Source organism: Methylobacterium sp. 092160098-2, from assembly GCF_028920805.1.
GTDB classification, from domain to species: Bacteria; Pseudomonadota; Alphaproteobacteria; order Rhizobiales; family Beijerinckiaceae; genus Methylobacterium; species Methylobacterium fujisawaense.
On the sequence record NZ_JAQPZJ010000001.1, the window covers coordinates 4,859,751 to 4,878,100 of the forward strand.

The window sequence follows — 18,350 nt, forward strand, 5'->3', positions numbered from 1 at the left end:
GCTCCGCGGACCGGTCCGCCGCGGACATGCTCGGCGTCCCGCACGGGTGACGTCCGGGGTCGGGCGCCGGTCCACGCCCCCCTCTGTCGGGAGCCTGCCGCGGCAAGCTCCCGAAGCCTGCGCGTCGAGCCCGGCCTTCCGCCGGACCCGACGCGGATCGCCGTTACATGCGGTGCATCATCTCGCGACGCATCATGCGGTGACGCATCTCGCGGCGCATCATGTGCCGCTCCATCCGGTGCCGCATCATCCGGCGCTCCATGTCACGCCGCATCATGCGCCGCTCCATCCGATCCATCTGGACGGTCGAAACGATATCGGCGGGCGCCGAAACGCCGGTGCCGGGGCCGATCGGCGCGGCGGAGGCCGGGATCGCGACGACGCCGCCGAGGGCCGCCAGCAGGGCGGCGGTGATGATCGCTGAACGCAAAGAAAATATCCTCTCTCGCCGCCGGGGGAGGGGGCGGGCATGTCCCAAAGGGTCGCGGCCGGCACAGGTCCGCCCGAAATCCCGCCCAGGAAGGCACCGACCGCCGGGATGGTTCCCGGAATCGAATCCGCCGCGTGCGTCCAGCCCGAGACGGGGCTCGGCCTCGTCCAGCGGATGCGGGAACGGGCGAACCTATCGCGCTCTCCGGAATGGCGGACTGCGCGTAACGCGCCTGACGGGCTTCGTGGCGGGACGGCGCGATCCCCGCCGGGCGTCAGCGGCGATCGGCGCGGCGACACGGAACAAGGGCACCGGCGCCCGGACAGGCCGCAGGTGATGCAAGGACGCATCACCGGAATCGAAAGTACTGCCGCCCGGCCTCATGCAGAGGCAAACAAGATCACACTCATTCGAATAAAGCACGAATATTACACTTGAATTATTTCGTATATTGCTTTTATGACAGCAATTATTTATACATTCATAGATTATTTTACAGTAAACATATCAATTTTTTTTGATCTCTTACCTTACGAATCGGTTTATTCTGACATAAACATATCTTCACAGCATGCTTGGACGCACGAGGCCGGCCTGCGTCAGCTCTATAATACACATCAGATCTGACGGAGTGGATAAAGTCGGCGCTTCGGCCTTCGATCATGCGTGGCTGGGGGCTATACATGCAACGAACATTGGGATCAGGACTTCTTCTCGTTCTCCTGTCGCAGACCGTGCCGGCGGCGGATCTCCCACGGGCTTCCCGCCCGGAGCCGCCCATCCTGCCTGTCTTCAGCTGGACCGGAGCCTATGCCGGGCTGTTCGGCGGGTACGGCGCGCTGGATCGCGCCACGCAGTTCCTCTGCACGGGTCCGGGCGGGCAGCCCGGCGCACGCTATTGCCCCGTCCTCCCGGCGAAGCAGGGCTCCGACAGCGGGTTTATCGGGGGCGGTGAGATCGGCTACGATTGGCAACTGGGTTCCGGGCTCGTCGTCGGCGGCGCCGTCGATCACCAGTTCACCCGGCTCTGGGGTTACGATCGCTGGAGGGGCACCTTCCCAACCGAAGCCGGCGGCTATTTCCGCCGCAGCGTCGCACATTCCGGGCTGCGGCTGGACGACCTGACCACGATCCGCGGCAAGGTCGGCTTCGCCTTCGACCGGACCCTCGTCTACGCCACCGGCGGCCTCGCCTTCGGGAACGTCCGGACCGACAACAACGTGACGCTGGCAGGCTTTCCCCTCTTCGATGGCCGGCACGGCGAGACGCGCCTGGGCTACGTGGCCGGCGGCGGCATCGAGCACGCCTTCAGCGCGCATCTCTCGGCCAAGGTCGAGGGTCTGTATTATAACCTCGGCAGCCGTGCCGTCCTCCCGGCCCCGAGCTATCCCGTGCTGACCGGCTACCATGCCGGCACCCGCATCGCGACGGACGGCTTCCTGACCCGGGTCGGTCTGAACTACCGGTTCGGAGCCGCCGGCCTGCCCGACTGGCCGCCGCCGTCATCGACCGGCCCGGCCACCTGGGGCCTCGAGGCCGGCCTGCGCTACTTCTTCAGCTCCGGCAGCCCGCGCGAGAGGCTCGGCGACCCCTACGCGCCCGGCCAGCTCAATTCGCGCCTGACCTACGCGAAGACCGATGCCCATGCCGGCGAGACCTTCGTCCGGCTCGATCACAACCCCACGGGCCTGTTCGCCAAGGGTTTCCTCGGCGCGGGCGGCGTCACGGGCGGGCGCCTCGCCGACGAGGATTTCCCGCCCGTCGAAGTCCCCTATTCGAAGACGCATTCGCCGATCAAGGACGGCGATATCGGCTACGGCGTGATCGAATTCGGCTACGACGTGTTGCGCCGGGACGGGTTCAAGCTCGGGGGGTTCCTCGGCTACCAGTACTTCTCCGAGCTGTATAACGGTTACGGCTGCCGGCAGGTGGCGCGCGGCGACATCTGCGCGAGCCATCCGCAGCCGGCCAGCATCAAGACCCTCGGCGAGATCATGCAGTGGAACGCCCTGCGCGTCGGCATCATCGGCGAGGCGCGGTTCGACCGGGTCCGGCTGAGCCTGGAGGGCGCCTACCTGCCGGTCGTGTCGCTGAGCGGCGTCGACCGGCACTGGAACCGGCCGAACATCAACCCGGGGGCGGAATCCGGCCGGGGCGGCGGTTATTTCCTGGAGGGCATCGCCTCCTACGACCTGACACCGGCCGTCAGCGTCGGCGTCGGCGGCCGCTACTGGCGGATGCAGACCGACAAGGCCAGCACGACGGCCTTCGCGTTCTCCCTGCCCAGCCCGATGAAGTTCCAGACCGAGCGCTACGGCGGGTTCGTGCAGCTCTCCTACAAGCTGGCCGATTTTGGGTTCGGCGACGCGGCCGATCCGGTGGCCGTGATCCGCAAGGACTGAGCCCGCATCCGCGGACGCCATCCGGCCGAAACCGACCGAACCGGGACGCGAAGAACCGGAAAGCGCCGGACCATCGACCGGAGCCATGATGCCGGCGCCCGGCCCGCGACGAGGCCCGTCGCGGGCCGGGCCGAGACTGGAGAACCGGCCGTCCCGGCGCCGGGACGGCGGCTCGGCGATCGCCCTGGAGTCCGGTTCGGCGCGCCCGGCCCCCTCACGGTCGCAGCCGGGCCGGGTTGCCCAAGGCGGTAGCGCCGGGCGGCACGTCGCGCGTCACCACGCTGCCCGCCCCGATGATCGCATCGTCGCCGATCGTCACCCCGGGGAGGATGATGGCGCCGCTGCCGATCCAGACGTTGGCGCCGATCACCACGGGACGGCCGAATTCCAGCATCTGCCGACGCTGCGCCGGGTCGCGCGGGTGATCGGGCGTCAGGATCTGCACGGCCGTGCCGATCTGGGTCATGTCGCCGATGGTGACCGACACCACGTCGAGGATGCAGCAGCCGAAATTCAGGAACACGCCGCGGCCCAGGCTGATATTGTAGCCGTAGTCGCAGTGGAAAGGCGGACGGATGTTGCAGCCCGGGCCGACGCGGGCGAAGGCCTCCTCCAGGAGCGCCTGCCGTTCGGGCTGGCTGCGCGTCTGCGTGGCGTTGTAGCGGTCCATCCAGTCCGAGATGCGCCGGTTGTCGGCGGCCAGCTCCGGATCGTCGGCGCAGTACAGCGCGCCGGCCAGCATCCGCTGCTTCTGGGTCTTCATGATCTCGGTGTCCATGGTGAGGGCTCCCCTCCGGCCGCGTCGGCCTGTTCCGGCACGGCGATGCCGCGCAGGCCGTCAGCACCGGCACCGCGCGATCTCGCCATGCGTACATATGTACGTATCCAGGCCGCGCGCGCTACAGTGGGGCGGACGTGATCCCGGATCCGCGGAGATTGCCCTGCCCACCGCCCAGCGCCGTTTCGACCCGGATCGCCGGGCACGCATCGTCCAGGCGACCCTCGACGTCGTCGCCGAACACGGCGTCGCCGGCACGACCCACCGCCGGGTCGCGGCGGCGGCCGACGTGCCGCTCGGCTCCATGACCTACCATTTCGACAGCCTGGACGCGCTGCTGACGGAAGCGTTCACCCGGCTCGCCGACACGGTCTCGGCGCGGTTCGCCGACCGGCTCGCAGCGGCCACGACCTTCGACGAGGCCTGCGAGGCCGTGGTCGACCTGATCGTGCGCGACGTCTGGGCGAGCCCGCGCACGATGCTGCTGAGCTACGAACTCTATGCCTTCGCGGCCCGGAACCCGCCGCTGCGCCGGGTCATGCAGGACTGGATGGCCAAGAGCCGCGCCGCCCTGGAGCGGCACTTCGCGCCGGAGACCGCCAAGGCCCTCGACGCGATGATCGAGGGCCTGACGATCCATCGCTCGGTCGACCCGCACCCCGCCGACCGTGCGCAGGTGCGGGCGATCGTCGAGCGGCTGGTTCGCTAGGTGCTCCGGCCGGGGGCCGGTCGGCGTGACCCCGCAGGGCAGCCGGCCCGCGCGATCAGACCGCCTTCGACCGTGGCCGCACGAGACACCGCGGTTCCGGCCGCTCCGGCCCAAACCCCCTTGCCTCCGAAGCCAAGCGTGGCCGACCCTGCCATCGTCCGGCCGACGCGCTTGTGAGTCGGCCGGCTGGAGGGGGACTTCACGTCATGACATCCGTCGGTACGCACCGCCCCGTCGCGCTCGCGACCCTGGCAACGCTGGTTCTCGGCCTTCTGGCACCCGGCCTCGCCCGGGCCGCCGACAAGGAGGTCACCTTCGCCCACCAGGACATGGTGGTGCCGTTCCGGGCGCTGATGGCCTCGGGCGCCCTCGAAAAGGCGACCGGCTACACCGTCCACTGGCGCAAGTTCGGCGGCGGCGACGTGATCCGCGCCATGGCCTCGGGCAGCGTCCAGATCGGCGAGGCGGGATCGAGCCCGATCGCGGCCGCCGCGTCGCAGGGTCTCGATATCCAGCTGTTCTGGATCCTCGACGAGATCGCCGACGCCGAGCAGCTCGTGGCCCGCGCCGGCAGCGGCGTGACGCGCGTGGCCGACCTGCGCGGCAAGACGATCGCCGTGCCGTTCGTGTCGACGGCGCATTACCAGCTGATCGCCGCCCTGGCGGAGGCCGGGCTCGGCCAAGCGGATGTCAGGATCCTCAACATGCGCCCGCCCGAGATCGCCGCCGCCTGGGAGCGGGGCGACATCGACGCGACCTTCATCTGGGATCCGGTGCTCGCCCGGGTGAAGCCATCCGGCACGGTGGTGGTCTCGGCCGGCGACCTCGCCCGCCGGGGCAAGGCGACCTTCGACGGCCTCGTGGTCGACCGCGCCTGGGCGGCCGCGAATCGGGATTTCCTGGTGACGCTCGTCAAGCTGATCGCCGCCCAGGACGCGGCTTATGCCGCCAAGCCCTGGAATGCCGACGCGCCCGAGGTGGCGGCGGTGGCCCGGATCACCGGCTCGGCGCCGGCGCAGGTGCCGGCGAGTCTCGCGGCCTACCGGTTCCCGACCCTCGAGGCGCAGGCCTCCCCGGCCTGGCTCGGCGGTGCCGCCGCCAAGGCCCTGACCGAGACCGCCGCGTTCCTGAAGGCGCAGGGGCGCGTCCAGGCGCTGGCGCCGGATTACGGCCGGTTCGTCACGACGGACGTCGTGGACGCGGCCCGGAAAGGGCCTGTCCCCGGACCGGAGGGCCGATGATCGAGATCCGCAACCTGAGCGTCCGCTACGGACAGGGTGCCGGCGCGGTCGCCGCCCTGTCGCGGATCGACCTGACCATCGGCCCCGGGGAGTTCGTGGTGGCGCTCGGCGCCTCGGGCTGCGGCAAGACCACCCTGCTCTCGGCGATCGCGGGCTTCCTCCCGCCCACCGAGGGTCAGATCCTCCTCGACGGGGCCCCGATCCGGGGCCCGGGGGCCGAGCGGGGCGTGGTGTTCCAGCGCCACGCGCTGATGCCCTGGCTGGACGTGGCCGAGAACGTGGCCTTCGGCCCCAAGATGCGGGGCGTGCCCCGGGCGGAGCGGCGGCGGATCGCCCGCGCGATGCTCGACCTCGTGGGCCTGCCCGACTGCGCCGATCGGAAGGTCTACGAGCTCTCGGGCGGCATGCAGCAGCGGGTCGGCCTCGCCCGGGCGCTGGCCGGAGACCCGCGTGTCCTGCTGATGGACGAGCCGCTGGGCGCGCTGGACGCCCTCACCCGCGAGCAGATCCAGGAGCTGATCCTCCGGATCTGGCACCGGACCGGCAAGATGGCCTTCTTCATCACCCACGACGTCGAGGAGGCGGTGTTCCTCGCGACCCGGCTGGTGATCATGAGCCCGAGGCCCGGCCGCATCGTCGAGACGCTGGACCTGCCCTTCTCCTGGGCGGCGGTCGGCGGCCGCGATACGCGGGCCGTGAAGTCGGATCCCGCCTTCATCGCCGTGCGGGAGCGCGTCCTCGAGCGCATCCGCCACGGTGCCGACGCCCGGCCCGAGGCCGTCCGATGAGCGGGGCCGCCCCGCACGGCGCGGGACGCGGCCTCGGGCTCCGCGGCGGATCCGCCGGCGCGCCCCGGACCCCGTCGCCGCGGCGGGATCCCGGTGCCGGCGGTCAGCGTCGCAACCGTGCTCGCGGCCCTCGGCCTCTGGGTGGTCGCCACGGGCGCCGGCTGGGTGAAGCCGCTGTTCCTGCCGCCGCCGGAGGCGGTCCTGTCGGCCTTCGGGCAGGCCTGGCGCGGGGCGATCGACGGCGCCCCGCTCGGGATCCACATCCGCGACAGCCTCCTGCGCGTCCTCGGCGCCTTCGGGCTCGCCACCCTGGTCGGGATCCCCGTCGGGCTCGCCATGGGCACGAGCCGGATCGCCCGGGGCATCCTCGACCCGCCGATCGAGTTCTACCGGCCGCTGCCGCCGCTCGCCTACCTGCCGCTGATGATCATCTGGTTCGGGATCGGCGAGCTGTCGAAGGTGCTGCTGATCTTCCTCGCCTGCCTCGCCCCGGTGGCGCTCGCCGCGCGCGCGGGGGTGCGCTCCGCCTCGGTCGACCAGATCAACGCGGCGCGCGCCCTGGGGGCGAGCCCCTGGCAGGTCCTGCGCCACGTGGTCTTCCCGGCAGCCCTGCCGGAGATCCTGATCGGCCTGCGGATCGGCATGGGCGTCGGCTGGACCACCCTGGTGGCCGCCGAGATGGTGGCGGCCCAGGCCGGCCTCGGCCAGCTCGTCCTCAACGCGTCCAACTTCCTGCGCACCGACGTGGTGCTGATGGGCATCCTGGTGATCGGCCTGTTCGCGGGACTGTTCGAGTTCGGGATGCGGTGCCTGGAGCGCGTGCTGGTCCCCTGGAAGGGCAGGGCTTGAGGGGCGACCGACCCGAGTCCACGCTCCCGGACGAGACGCCGATGCGGCGGCGGGGAGGGAATGCCGCAGGTCAATATTGCGCCCTCAACATGCGCACTTAATTGTGTCGCTTGCAGATCCCAACGGGATACGGAGTGTGTACGATCGGAGGGCGCGCGCGGCAGCGGCCGTTTTGGCGATGCGCTCGGGGATGCCACGGATGGCCCAAACGGACGAGGATGTGTCCGAGGCGGCTCTGGTAGCGGCTCTCGAAGCCTCGGGCGGCGTCGGCTTCTGGATGTGGGACATTCTCCGGGACGAGGCGCGGGCCGATCCGGTGAGCGCCCTGCTGTTCAACATCAGCCCGGCCCGGTCGCGGGCCGGCGTCAGCCTCGCCGAGCTCCTGGAGGCCGTCCATCCGGACGACCAGCCGCATATCTCGCAGGTCATCCTGGATTGCGTCCGCACGGGCGGCTCCTACACGGCCGAGTACCGCGTCTGCTCCCCGGAAGGCCGGCTGCGGTGGCTGTTCACCCGCGGGCATTTCTACCTCGATCAGGACGGCCGACCGTCCACCGGCCGGGGGGTGATCGTCGAGATCTCGGACAGCAAGTCCGCCGGCACAGCCTTCGCGAAGCGCGACGGGGCCACGATCGACGACGCCCTCAGCCGGACCGCCGACCTGTGTCTCTCGCTGCACGACACGGTCTCGCAGCTCGGCGACACCGCCCTGGTGGCGCTGACCGAGACGCTGCTGATCGAGATCGGCCGGCGCCTCGCGGACCGCCAGCGCACCGAGCGCGGCGACGCCCTGCACTGATTGGGGCCCCGTTCCCGTCGAGGCGGCGGCCAGGGCGACGACCGTGGCGCCGGAGCCGCGTCTCCCCATCGACGCCGCCGGCCGGTTGACCCGCGCCGTCAGTCCGGGGCGTCGAGGGCGCGCCGGAGGCGTTCGATCCGGAACCGCGCCGGTCCGGATCCCGAAACGGCGCAGGACAGGCTCGATCGGCGCCTCCTCCTGCGACCTTCCGACCGGAACTTGGCCGCGCGGCGCCTGTGTTTGCTGGTTGAACGAGCCATCAGGCTCGCAACTGCTACGAGGCAAACGCCATGACCATGGACGTCCGCGAGATCTACGTCACGGCCCTGAAGAATACCCATGCGGTGGAGATGCAGGCGCTGCAGATCATGGAGCGGCAGGTCGAGCGTCTGGAGCGCTACCCCGAGATGGAACAGGCCCTGCGCCGCCACATCGAGGAGACGCACGGGCAGCGCCAGCGCCTGGAGGAGGCGCTCCAGAGCCTGGGCGACAGCCCCTCGGCCCTCAAGGAGGGCTTCCTGGGCTTCGTCGGGAACATGATGGCGCTCGGTCACACCCCGGCCCAGGACGAGATCCTGAAGAACACCTACGCCAACCACGCCTTCGAGAATTTCGAGATCGCCGCCTACGAGTCGCTGCTCACGATCAGCGACGCCGCCGGACAGCAGGGCCACCGGAGCGCCTTCGAGCAGTCGCTCAAGGAGGAGCAGGCCATGGCGGATGCGGTGCGCAAGCTGATCCGTCCGATCACGGAGCGCTACCTCTCCCTGACGGTGGCCGGCGCCAAGGCCGATCGCTGACGTCGCGCCGTCCCCGCCCGAAGCGGGGCGGGGACGGCCGCGTCCGACGACCCTCACACCAACGCCGACCCGGCCTGATTGCGCGCACATGGACACTGGAAGCGGTCGATCGACGAACGCTCCCCGGCCGGAGGGGAAAGCCTCCGGAGGGGCCCTGGGGAGGGGCTGCGTCCATCTCTGCATCGACATGCAGCGCATGTTCGCCGAGCCCACCGACTGGCAGACCCCGTGGATGAACCGCGTCCTGCCGCAGGTGTGCCGCCTCGCGGCGGCGCATCCGGAGCGGACCATCTTCACCCGCTTCATCCCGGCCGCCCGGCCGGGCGAGGGCCGCGGCACCTGGGCGACCTACTCGCAGCGTTGGGCCGCCATGACCCGGGAGCGCCTCGACGCCGGCATGATCGACCTCGTCCCGGATCTCGCCCGGATGGTCCCGCCCGCGGAGGTCGTCGACAAGACCGTCTATTCGCCCTGGCTCGAGACCGGCCTCGACGCGCGCCTGCGGGCGCGCGCTGTCGATACGCTGATCGTCACCGGCGCCGAGACGGATGTCTGCGTGCTGGCCGCCGTGCTCGGCGGCGTCGATCTCGGCTACCGGATCGTGCTGGCCGCCGACGCCCTGTGCAGCTCCTGCGACGCGGCGCACGACGCCCTCCTGCTGATGTACCGGATGCGTTACGGCCACCAGGTCGAGACCATGACGACCGCCGAGATCCTCGATCTCTGGCACTGACCCGGCCCGCCGCCCTCCGGACAGGGCCGAACATTCGCACCGTAATAGCCAAGCTCAGGCGAGATCTGCGCGAGCCGTCCGCGACCATCCCGGATCTCGAACACTCGATCCGTGCGCCGCCGCACGCGAAAAACAGTCGCGCCGCGCGAACCAGCGGCCTGCGCGACCGTTATGATCCTGAACACGGTCCCGGAGGAAAGGTTATGGCCAAGCACGAGATCCTCGGCTACTTCGAGCACCGCCGCGACGGGGCCTGGGTCTGCGTCCGTCCCTTCACCCTGACCACCCGGGATGCCAGCGTCGACATCCGCCAGGGGATGCGCTTCGACTACGGCAAGCGTGTCGGGGGCGTCGACCTGGCCGAGTACCTCGAGCGGCTGGGCTCGCAATTCGGGTCCTGAGGGCCTGCCCGAGGGCTTGGTGGCATCACCGGCAGCCCCGGCGCCGGTCGAAGACTATCTCGAAGTGCGGCGCCGGATCTTGAGCCCGGCGCCGCGCTTCGTCGTTCAGGCGCCACCCCACTGCATCGTCAGGCCGCCATCGACCACCAGAGTGTGGCCGGTGACGTAGGCCGCGGCATCCGAGGCCAGATACAGGATCGCCTGAGCGATCTCCTCCGGCTGGCCGGCCCGATGCCACGGGATCCGCTCCAGGGACTGGTCCAGAACCTCCGACCGCTCGAACCGGTCCGCGGTCATCGGCGTCTCGATCAGGCCCGGGGCGACATTGTTGACGTTGATCCGGTCCTCGGCGAGTTCCCGCGACAGGGAGCGGCAGAGGGAGCCGAGCCCCGCCTTCGACATCCCGTAGGGCGCGCTCTCAGGGGTGGGCAGGTGCTGGGCCACGGAGGAGACGAACACGATCTTGCCGTTCCCGCCCTGCGCTCGGCGCATCTTGATGAAGGGGCGCGCACAGAACAGCGGTCCCATGAGGTTCACCCGCAGGATCCGCTCCAGGACCGCGTCGTCCATCTCGGCGACCGGTATCCCGCTCATGGCCTGTCCGGCATTGGCCACGAGGATGTCGAGGGTGCCGAGCTCGCTGCCGATACGGTCGAAGGCCGCCGTGACGGCCGCCGGATCGCCGACATCGAGCTGGAGCACCAGGGCCCGGCGGCCCGCGGCCTCGACCCGCGCGGCGGTCTCGCGGATGCCGTCCGCGTCGCTGTGATAGGTGATCGCAACGTCGGCGCCTGCCCGGGCGAGCAGTTCCGCCGTCGCCTGCCCGATGCCGGAATCGGCCCCGGTGACCAGGGCACGGGTGTCGGTGAAGCTCATCGGGACTCTCTCGCTGGCACCGCCATGGCGGCCGGATGCGGGGGCAATGGGTGTCGCCGGGGCGGGTTCCGGGCGCGCGCACCGGCCGCAGGGGAACCCGATCCGGGTTCGCGTCTTTGACGCCCCACGGCCGCATGGCCTAGTGAGGACGCATGTCCCTGGACGAAACGCCCCACGCGATCGCAGAGGAGTGCGCGCCCGACACGCGGAGCCGCATCCTGGCGACGGCGGGCACGTATTTCCGCGAGATCGGCTATCAGAAGACGACCGTGGCCGACATCGCCCGGACGCTCAAGATGAGTCCGGCCAACGTCTACCGGTTCTTCGAGTCGAAGAAGGCGATCAACGAGGCGGTGCTGGAGCGGCTGATCGGCGAGAGCGAGGCGGTGATCTCGGAGATCGCCGACCGGCCGGGCCTCGACGCCACCGCGCGCCTCGTGGCGGCGATCGAGACCCTGCATCGCGACTGCACCCGCCGCTGCGAGACGTTTCCCCGCCTGCACGAGATGATCGAGGCGGCGATGGTGGAGAGCTGGGACGTCTGCCGTCATCACGTGGCCCGGATCACCGCCGGGTTCGAGCGGATCATCCGCGAGGGGGTGGCCCGGGGCGAATTCGAGGCCGCCGATCCGGTCGAGGCGGCCGCCTGCATCCACGCCGCCATCGCCCGCTACACCCATCCGCTGCTGGTGGGCAGCTCCAGTCTTCAGCCGGTGCCGCCCGTGGCCGCGATGACGGCCTTCCTGCTGCGAAGCCTCGCGCCGCGGAGGCCGCTGTCGTAGCGCGACCGGACGAGATCCGGGATCGTCGCCGGCGGCATCGCGGCCGCCCCGGAGGACCCGCCTCCATGGTCCCGCTCTGACGGCCGGTCCAACGTCGGCATTCCGCCCCCCGCCCCACAGGGGCGAAGCGGCGCGCCGGGACAGTGGCGATCGCCAGCGCGGACACCGCGCCGCCGGATGCGATGGCGGCCGGGGACGACACCTCCGTCATTCCCCGACTGCGCGCAGGCCCCGAAATCCAGAGCCCCGTCCGGTGCCCGGCTCGGCCGCGCGAGACTCCGCGTGGCCCCTTCGCTGCGATCTACTCGGAAGCCGGACCGGCCTCCGGCGCCGGCTCGGAGGCGCTCGGCTGCGGGCCGTCATAGCCCTCGATCACCAGGATCTCGGCCTCGACGCCGCCGCGCTGCTTGGCCTTGGCCGCCTGGTAGAGGTCGGAGTTCCAGCAGGCGAGGGCGTCGGCATAGCTCGGGAACTCGATCACCACGTTGCGGGATCGGGCCGGCCCCATCACCGCCTCGTGGGCGCCGCCGCGCACGAGGAAGCGACCGCCGAACTTGGCGAAGGCGGCACCGTTGGCCGCCACGTACGCCTTGTAGGCCTCCGCGTCGCGGACATCGACCCGCGCGATCCAGTAGCCCTTCGTCATGCTGCGTCTCCTGCCTTGCGGAGCGAAGTGGATCCGATCGGCGCGAAGGCAATCCCGGTCCGGTTCAGGCGAGTTCCGCCACGATCGCCTGCGCCACCGCGCGGGGGTCGGCGGCGCCGGTGATCGGGCGCCCGACCACCACATGGTCGATCCCGACCTTTCGGGCATCGCCGGGGGTCATCACCCGCTTCTGGTCGCCGGCCTCGGTGCCCGCCGGGCGGATGCCCGGAGTGACGATCAGCCGGTCCGGGCCGACGATGCGCCGGACCGAGCCCGCCTCGGCAGCCGAGCAGACGAGGCCGTCGATGCCGATCTCGGCGGCCTGGGCGGCGCGCTTGGCGACGAGCTCCGCCACCGGCAGGCCGTAGCCGGCCTCCGCGGCGTCGGCATCGTCGTAGGAGGTGAGCACCGTCACGGCGAGGATCTTGAGCCCCGCGCCCCGGCCGCGGACCGCCGCCCGCATGGTCTGCGGGTAGGCGTGGACGGTGAGGAAGGTGGCGCCGGAGCCCGAGGCCGAGCGCACGCCCTCCTCGACGGTGTTGCCGATGTCGTGGAGCTTCAGGTCGAGGAAGACCTTGAGGCCGCGGGCCGCCAGCCGCTCGGCCAGGGCGAGGCCGCCCGCGTAACCCAGCTGGTAGCCGATCTTGTAGAAGGTCGCGGCGTCGCCGATCCGGTCGATCAGCGCCTCGGCCGCCTGCACGCTCGGCAGGTCGAGGGCCACGATCAGGCGGTCGCGGGGGTCGGCAATCTCGGTCATCGGGGCGTCCTTCGGGGTCGCGGCAGCGATTCCGCGGAACGCCCGCGAGGTCAATGCCGGCATCGCCGCCTCACCCCGCCATCACCCGCACCACCTCGGCCCGCAGCACCGGCAGCAATTCCGCCTCGAACCAGGGCTCGCGCTTCAGCCAGCCGTTGTTGCGCCAGGACGGGTGGGGCAGGGGGAGCACCCGGGGGCGCCGGGGCTCGGCGAGGATCTCCCGCCAGCGGCGCACCGTGCCGGTGAGCCCGCCCTCCATCCGTCCGAGATGCCAGCCTTGCGCGTACTGGCCGATCACCAGGATCAGTTCGAGGTCGGGCAGGCCGGAGAACAGCTCCGCCCGCCAGCGCTCGGCGCATTCCCGGCGCGGCGGCCGGTCGCCGCCCTTGGCGTCTAGGCCGGGGAAGCACGATCCCATCGGCACGATGGCGACCCGGGCCGCGTCGTAGAACTGCGCTTCGTCGAGGCCGAGCCAGGACCGCAGCCGCACGCCCGACGGGTCGGTGAACGGCTGGCCCGTGCGGTGGGCGCGCGTGCCGGGCGCCTGGCTGGCGATGCACAGGCGGGCCGTGGCCGAGCCCTGCACGATCGGCCGGGGCTCCTGGGGCAGGGGCGGACCGTAGAGCGGGCTGTCCCGGCAGAGGCGGCAGGCGCGCAGGCGCGCGGCGGTGTCGTCGAAGGCGGGCATGCCCCGGAGATGGCGCATCGGCGCAGAAAAAAGAAACGGCGCGGTGTCGCGCCGCGCCGTCTTCAGTCGGGTCTCTTGCCTTGGGGGGAAGGCCTCTCCTCCCTACGCCGAACCGGGCCGGTGGAACGTGCGATTCCTCACGCGCCCTTCACGCCCGAGAGGTCGAGAGGCAGGGAGCGCAGGCGCCGGCCGGTGGCGGCGAAGACCGCGTTGGCGATCGACGGCCCGAGCACAGGCACGCCCGGCTCGCCGATCCCGGTGGGCGCCACCTGGCTCGGCACGATGTGAACCTCGACCGTCGGCATCTCGCTCATCCGGGTCGGCGCGTAGGCGTCGAAATTGTGCTCCTGCACCTGCCCGTCCTTGAGGGTGATGCGGTTGCGCAGCACCGACGACAGGGCGAAGCCCACCGCACCCTCGACCTGCGCGCGGATCACGTCCGGGTTGACCGGAACGCCGACATCCACCGCCGCCACGATCCGGTTCACCCGGACCGCGTTCTCCTGAGCGGTGACGTCGGCGACCATGGCGACGTACGAGCCGAAGGATTCGTGGACCGCGACCCCGAGGCCGCGGCCCGGATCCTGCGGCTTGGCGCTCCATCCGGCCTTCTCGGCGGCGAGCTTCAGCACGCCGGACAGCCGCGGCGCCTGGGTCAGGAGGGAGAGCCGGTAGGCCACCGGATCGACGTTGGCGGCATGGGCCAGCTCGTCGATCATCACCTCCATCACGTGGGCCGTGTGGGTGTGGCCGACCGAGCGCCACCAGAGCACCGGCACGCCCTCGCGGCCGTTATGGACGCCGAACCGGTAGGCCGGCAGCGCGTAGGGCGTGTCGGAGGCGCCCTCCACGGTGGTGGAATCGATCCCGTTCTTGACGATCATCGCCTCGAAGGGCGAGCCGATCATGATCGACTTGCCGACCATGACGTGGTCCCAGCCGACCACCGCGCCCTTGGCGTCGATGCCGGCCCGGACCTTGTGCAGCACGGTCGGGCGGTAATAGCCGCCGGCCATGTCGTCCTCGCGGGTCCAGACGAGGTGCACGGGGGCCTTCTCGCCCGACGCCTTCAGAACCGTCGCGGCTTCGGCGAGGTAGTCGGCGGTGGGGGTCGCCCGGCGGCCGAAGGAGCCGCCGGCCCAGTTGCTGTGGAGGCGGACCCGGTCGGACGTCACCCCGAGGATCGCCGCCATCGTCGCCTGCTCGACGGTCTGGAACTGGAAGCCCGCGTAGACGTCGTAGCCGCCGTCGGCCGCCCGCTCGATCGTGGCGTTCAAGGGCTCCATCGCCGCATGGGCGAGGTAGGGGAAGGTGAACTCGGCCTCGACGACCTTGGCGGCCCCTCTCAGCGCCGCCTGCGGGTCGCCGCGCTCGGAGGCCGTGAGGCCGGGGCCCTTGGCCCGCTCACGGTACTCCGCGAGGATCGCGTCGGACGAGCGGGTCTCGGCGGTGCTGTCGTCCCAGGCGACGGTAAGCGCCTCGCGGCCCTTCATGGCCGACCACGTGTCGCGGGCGATCACCGCCACGCCGGTGGGCACCTGCACCACGTCGAGGACGCCGGCGACCTTGCGGGCGGCGGCGGCATCGAAGCTCTTCACGGTGGCGCCGAAACGCGGTGCCCGGGCCACGACCGCGGTGACCTGGTTGGGGCGGCGGATGTCCAGCGAGTAGATCGCCGTGCCGTTGGTCTTGGCCACGGAATCGAGGCGCGGGATCGTCTGGCCGATCAGCCGCCACTCGCTCGGATCCTTGAGCCGCGGCTCGGAGGGGACCGGCAGGGAGGCGGCCGAGGCGGCGAGTTCCCCGAACCGGGCCTGCCGGCCGGAGGGCGCGTGGCGCACGATGTTGTCGGCGACCGTGATCTCCGAAACCGGCACCTTCCAGCGGAAGGCGGCTTCGGCCATCAGCATCTCGCGGGCGGCCGCACCCGCCTTGCGCAGCTGGAACCAGGAATTGGCCACCGCGGTGGAGCCGCCGGTGCCCTGGATCGGGCCCATCAGGCTGTTGTTGTAGAGCGTCGCATCCGCGGGGGCGAATTCGGTGCGGACCTTGGACCAGTCGGCGCCGAGCTCGTCGGCCAGGATGGTGGCGAGGCCGGTCGTGTTCCCCTGGCCCATGTCGAGGTGCTTGATCACCACCGTGACGGTGTCGTCGGCGCCGATCCGCACGAAGGCGTTGGGCTGCGCCTTGACGTCGGCGAGGTTCGGGCCGGATGCCGCGCGGGCGGATTTCGGGTCGAGCCGGAACGCGACCACGAGGGCGCCGGCGCCGGCGAGCAGGCCGCGGCGGCTGGGACGGGCGGGCAGGGGATTCGGTCGACGGGCGTTCAGCATGGCGGCGAGGCTCCGGTCGGGACCGCGGGGAAGGTGAGGCGTCAGGCCGATCAGGCGAGGCTGCGCGCGGCTTCGTGAATCGCCGCGCGGATGCGCTGGTAGGTGCCGCAGCGGCAGATGTTGCCGTCCATGGCGCCGTCGATGTCGGCGTCGCTGGGCTTGGCGTTGCCCGAGAGCAGGCCGATCGCCGACATGATCTGGCCGGACTGGCAGTAGCCGCACTGGACCACGTCGAGCTTGCGCCACGCCGCCTGGACGGCCTCGGCCACGCGGCCCGACACGCCCTCGATGGTCGTCACCTGCGCGGTGCCGACATCGCCAAGCCGCGTCTGGCAGGACCGGACCGGCTGCCCGTCGAGATGGACCGTGCAGGCGCCACACTGCGCGATGCCGCAGCCGTACTTGGTGCCGGTGGCGTCGAGCCGGTCGCGCAGCACCCAGAGCAGGGGCATGTCGGGGTCGGCGTCGACCGCGTGCGTGACACCGTTGACGGTGAGATTCGGCATGGTCGGCGACCCTTTCTCGACGCGGGCATCCGGGCAGCCCGGATCACGGCGTGCGGCCTCGCACGGGTAAGCGAGCACGCACCCTTAAATAGCGAGCCCATGCCCGGACACGATGTGCGGCACCGCACTTCAATCCGGCGGCGGCACAGCCTCGATACAGCCCCCGATGCTTAAGATTGAAGGGATGCCGGCAGCCGCTTCTTAACACATCCGCCTCATCTTCACGGCGTGCTTCCCAGCCACCGCCGCCCGTCCGCGGAATCGAGCCGAGTTTCAAGACGCGCATGCCCGATCTCACCGTCGAGATGGTCCAGCGCGGTCGCGGCCCCTCGACGGAGGAGGCGGCGCGCCGCCTCGGGGTCGCCCGGGAAATCCGCTCGGCCCGCGAGAAGCTGACCTCGCAGACCGGCCTGGAGCGGGCCTTCGACTACGAGCTGCTGCGCCACTACGCCCAGTACCGGGCCGGCGCGGGCATCCCGCTGGTGGGATTCGCGGCGGCGCTCGCCACGGCGGCGACCTTCTGGATCGCGCCGCCGGTGGCGGCGGCCTGGGCGCTCGGCGTGTTCCTGATGATCACGCTCAACACCACCTTGAGCCGGCGCTTCCTCCGCGCCGACCCGGCGACGATCCCGCTCGCCCGCTGGCGCCGGCGCTTCCTGATCGGCGAGGTGCTGCAGAGCCTGTCGTGGTCCGCGATGATCGGGCTCGGCACCACCGGCGGCTGGACCTTCGCGCTGTTCGGCCTCGTCATCGCCTCCGCCGTCACCACCATGCTGGCCGCGACGGTGCCGCTGGCCGCCATCGCCGCCCTGGTGCCGCTGGCGCTCGCCACCGTGTCCCTCGCCGCCTTCTCCCGCGGGATGGACCTGCTGATGCTGGTGGTGATGGCCGGCGGCGCGCAGGTCTTCTTCCTCGGCCTCTCCCGCCGCCTCTACACCTCGACGGTGGGCGCCCTGCGCTCCCGGGCCGAGAAGGACGCGGTGTTCGGCGAGCTGGAACAGGCCAAGGCCAATTCCGACGAGGCCCGCCGCCGGGCCGAAGAGGCCAACCTCGCCAAGTCGCGCTTCCTCGCCACCATGAGCCACGAGCTGCGGACGCCGCTCAACGCCATCCTGGGCTTCTCGGAAGTGATGAAGAACGAGGTGTTCGGCACCCACACGGCGCCGTCCTATCGGGAATACTCGCACGACATCCACGACAGCGGGATGCATCTCCTGAACCTGATCAACGAGATCCTCGACCTGTCGCGGATCGAGGCGGGGCGCTACGAACTCAACGAGGAGCCGGTGCAGCTCGCCCACGTGGTGGAGGAGTGCCGCCACATGATGGGCCTGCGGGCCAAGGCCAAGAACCAGACGTTCCACGATCTCGTGGACGGCTCGCTGCCGCGGCTCTGGGCGGACGAGCGGGCGCTCCGCCAGATCGTGCTGAACCTCCTGTCGAACGCCGTGAAGTTCACGCCGCCGGGCGGCGAGATCTGGCTGAAGGTCGGCTGGACCGCGTCGGGCGGCCAATACGTCTCGGTGAAGGACAGCGGCCCGGGCATCCCGGAAGACGAACTCGGCACGGTCCTGTCCTCGTTCGGGCGCGGCTCCCTGGCGATCAAGACCGCCGAGCAGGGCTCCGGGCTGGGCCTGCCGATCGTGAAGGGCCTGGTGGAACTGCATGGCGGGCAGTTCCAGCTGTCCTCCAAGCCCCGCGAGGGCACCGAGGTGGTGGTGACGCTGCCGGCCTCCCGGGTCATGGACACGCTGCCGGCCGTCGAGGTCGAGCCGGAGGTGGTGGCCCCCGCGCGCAGTCCCCTCAACCGCGCGGCGTGACCCGCGCCTGTC

At 71.0% G+C, this 18,350-nt stretch carries 19 protein-coding genes; 11 read left to right on the top strand and 8 right to left on the bottom strand.

The window, feature by feature from the left end; genetic code table 11:
- Nucleotides 1-163: 163 nt before the first annotated feature.
- Nucleotides 164-430 carry a hypothetical protein gene (locus PQI07_RS22980; protein WP_043356118.1) on the bottom strand — a complete coding sequence of 89 codons (267 nt, stop codon included), beginning with the start codon at nucleotides 428-430 and terminating at the stop codon, nucleotides 164-166.
- Between the two features lie 683 nt (nucleotides 431-1,113).
- On the opposite strand from PQI07_RS22980, the gene PQI07_RS22985 reads away from it, so the two are divergent.
- Entirely contained in the window at nucleotides 1,114-2,832 is a 1,719-nt protein-coding gene (locus PQI07_RS22985; RefSeq protein WP_182592209.1) for an outer membrane beta-barrel protein, read from the top strand.
- Between the two features lie 214 nt (nucleotides 2,833-3,046).
- Here PQI07_RS22985 and PQI07_RS22990 read toward each other — a convergent pair whose 3' ends face one another.
- On the bottom strand, nucleotides 3,047-3,610 hold the full coding sequence (locus PQI07_RS22990; RefSeq protein ID WP_210281281.1) for a sugar O-acetyltransferase: 564 nt from the start codon (nucleotides 3,608-3,610) through the stop codon (nucleotides 3,047-3,049).
- A 97-nt stretch (nucleotides 3,611-3,707) separates the two neighbouring features.
- On the opposite strand from PQI07_RS22990, the gene PQI07_RS22995 reads away from it, so the two are divergent.
- The 8 genes from PQI07_RS22995 (at nucleotide 3,708) to PQI07_RS23030 (ending at nucleotide 9,930) form a co-directional block, all read left to right on the top strand.
- On the top strand, nucleotides 3,708-4,319 hold the full coding sequence (locus tag PQI07_RS22995) for a TetR/AcrR family transcriptional regulator (protein WP_246410693.1): 612 nt from the start codon (nucleotides 3,708-3,710) through the stop codon (nucleotides 4,317-4,319).
- 206 nt (nucleotides 4,320-4,525) lie between these two features.
- Nucleotides 4,526-5,560 (top strand): taurine ABC transporter substrate-binding protein, encoded by a 1,035-nt coding sequence (gene tauA / locus PQI07_RS23000; RefSeq protein ID WP_274927498.1) that lies wholly within the window; start codon nucleotides 4,526-4,528, stop codon nucleotides 5,558-5,560.
- Entirely contained in the window at nucleotides 5,557-6,348 is a 792-nt protein-coding gene (locus tag PQI07_RS23005) for a taurine ABC transporter ATP-binding protein (RefSeq protein WP_274927499.1), read from the top strand. Before tauA ends, PQI07_RS23005 begins: the two co-directional genes overlap by 4 nt.
- Before the next feature lie 93 nt (nucleotides 6,349-6,441).
- Entirely contained in the window at nucleotides 6,442-7,197 is a 756-nt protein-coding gene (locus PQI07_RS23010) for an ABC transporter permease subunit (protein ID WP_274927500.1), read from the top strand.
- 199 nt (nucleotides 7,198-7,396) lie between these two features.
- A complete protein-coding gene (locus PQI07_RS23015) occupies nucleotides 7,397-7,996 on the top strand; it encodes a PAS domain-containing protein (protein WP_179698684.1) in 600 nt (199 codons plus the stop codon).
- Nucleotides 7,997-8,286: 290 nt separating this feature from the next.
- The gene (locus PQI07_RS23020; protein ID WP_053608271.1) at nucleotides 8,287-8,796 is read left to right on the top strand and encodes a ferritin-like domain-containing protein; all 510 of its coding nucleotides are present in this window, start codon (nucleotides 8,287-8,289) and stop codon (nucleotides 8,794-8,796) included.
- Nucleotides 8,797-8,983: 187 nt separating this feature from the next.
- On the top strand, nucleotides 8,984-9,529 hold the full coding sequence (locus tag PQI07_RS23025; RefSeq protein ID WP_446720967.1) for a cysteine hydrolase family protein: 546 nt from the start codon (nucleotides 8,984-8,986) through the stop codon (nucleotides 9,527-9,529).
- A gap of 203 nt (nucleotides 9,530-9,732) precedes the next feature.
- On the top strand, nucleotides 9,733-9,930 hold the full coding sequence (locus PQI07_RS23030; RefSeq protein ID WP_012318739.1) for a hypothetical protein: 198 nt from the start codon (nucleotides 9,733-9,735) through the stop codon (nucleotides 9,928-9,930).
- Between the two features lie 105 nt (nucleotides 9,931-10,035).
- On the opposite strand, the gene PQI07_RS23035 is transcribed toward PQI07_RS23030, so the two are convergent.
- The gene (locus PQI07_RS23035; RefSeq protein WP_043756918.1) at nucleotides 10,036-10,806 is read right to left on the bottom strand and encodes an SDR family NAD(P)-dependent oxidoreductase; all 771 of its coding nucleotides are present in this window, start codon (nucleotides 10,804-10,806) and stop codon (nucleotides 10,036-10,038) included.
- A gap of 152 nt (nucleotides 10,807-10,958) precedes the next feature.
- Between PQI07_RS23035 and PQI07_RS23040 the strand changes: the two genes are divergently transcribed.
- Complete coding sequence (locus PQI07_RS23040) at nucleotides 10,959-11,588, top strand: TetR/AcrR family transcriptional regulator (RefSeq protein WP_043379529.1); 630 nt, start codon at nucleotides 10,959-10,961, stop codon at nucleotides 11,586-11,588.
- Nucleotides 11,589-11,889: 301 nt separating this feature from the next.
- Here the strand turns inward: PQI07_RS23040 and PQI07_RS23045 are convergent, their stop codons facing one another.
- The 5 genes from PQI07_RS23045 to PQI07_RS23065 all read right to left on the bottom strand — a co-directional run bounded on the left by PQI07_RS23045 (nucleotide 11,890) and on the right by PQI07_RS23065 (nucleotide 16,518).
- The gene (locus PQI07_RS23045) at nucleotides 11,890-12,234 is read right to left on the bottom strand and encodes a DUF1330 domain-containing protein (RefSeq protein ID WP_043346068.1); all 345 of its coding nucleotides are present in this window, start codon (nucleotides 12,232-12,234) and stop codon (nucleotides 11,890-11,892) included.
- 64 nt (nucleotides 12,235-12,298) lie between these two features.
- A complete protein-coding gene (gene pyrF, locus PQI07_RS23050; protein WP_043346079.1) occupies nucleotides 12,299-12,991 on the bottom strand; it encodes an orotidine-5'-phosphate decarboxylase in 693 nt (230 codons plus the stop codon).
- A gap of 70 nt (nucleotides 12,992-13,061) precedes the next feature.
- Nucleotides 13,062-13,679, bottom strand: a complete 618-nt coding sequence (locus tag PQI07_RS23055) for a uracil-DNA glycosylase family protein (RefSeq protein ID WP_043756914.1) — start codon at nucleotides 13,677-13,679, stop codon at nucleotides 13,062-13,064.
- 137 nt (nucleotides 13,680-13,816) lie between these two features.
- The gene (locus PQI07_RS23060; protein ID WP_274927501.1) at nucleotides 13,817-16,012 is read right to left on the bottom strand and encodes a xanthine dehydrogenase family protein molybdopterin-binding subunit; all 2,196 of its coding nucleotides are present in this window, start codon (nucleotides 16,010-16,012) and stop codon (nucleotides 13,817-13,819) included.
- Nucleotides 16,013-16,062: 50 nt separating this feature from the next.
- On the bottom strand, nucleotides 16,063-16,518 hold the full coding sequence (locus PQI07_RS23065; protein ID WP_043346072.1) for a (2Fe-2S)-binding protein: 456 nt from the start codon (nucleotides 16,516-16,518) through the stop codon (nucleotides 16,063-16,065).
- Between the two features lie 284 nt (nucleotides 16,519-16,802).
- Between PQI07_RS23065 and PQI07_RS23070 the strand changes: the two genes are divergently transcribed.
- Nucleotides 16,803-18,338 (top strand): sensor histidine kinase, encoded by a 1,536-nt coding sequence (locus PQI07_RS23070; RefSeq protein WP_043346075.1) that lies wholly within the window; start codon nucleotides 16,803-16,805, stop codon nucleotides 18,336-18,338.
- Nucleotides 18,339-18,350 lie beyond the last annotated feature (12 nt).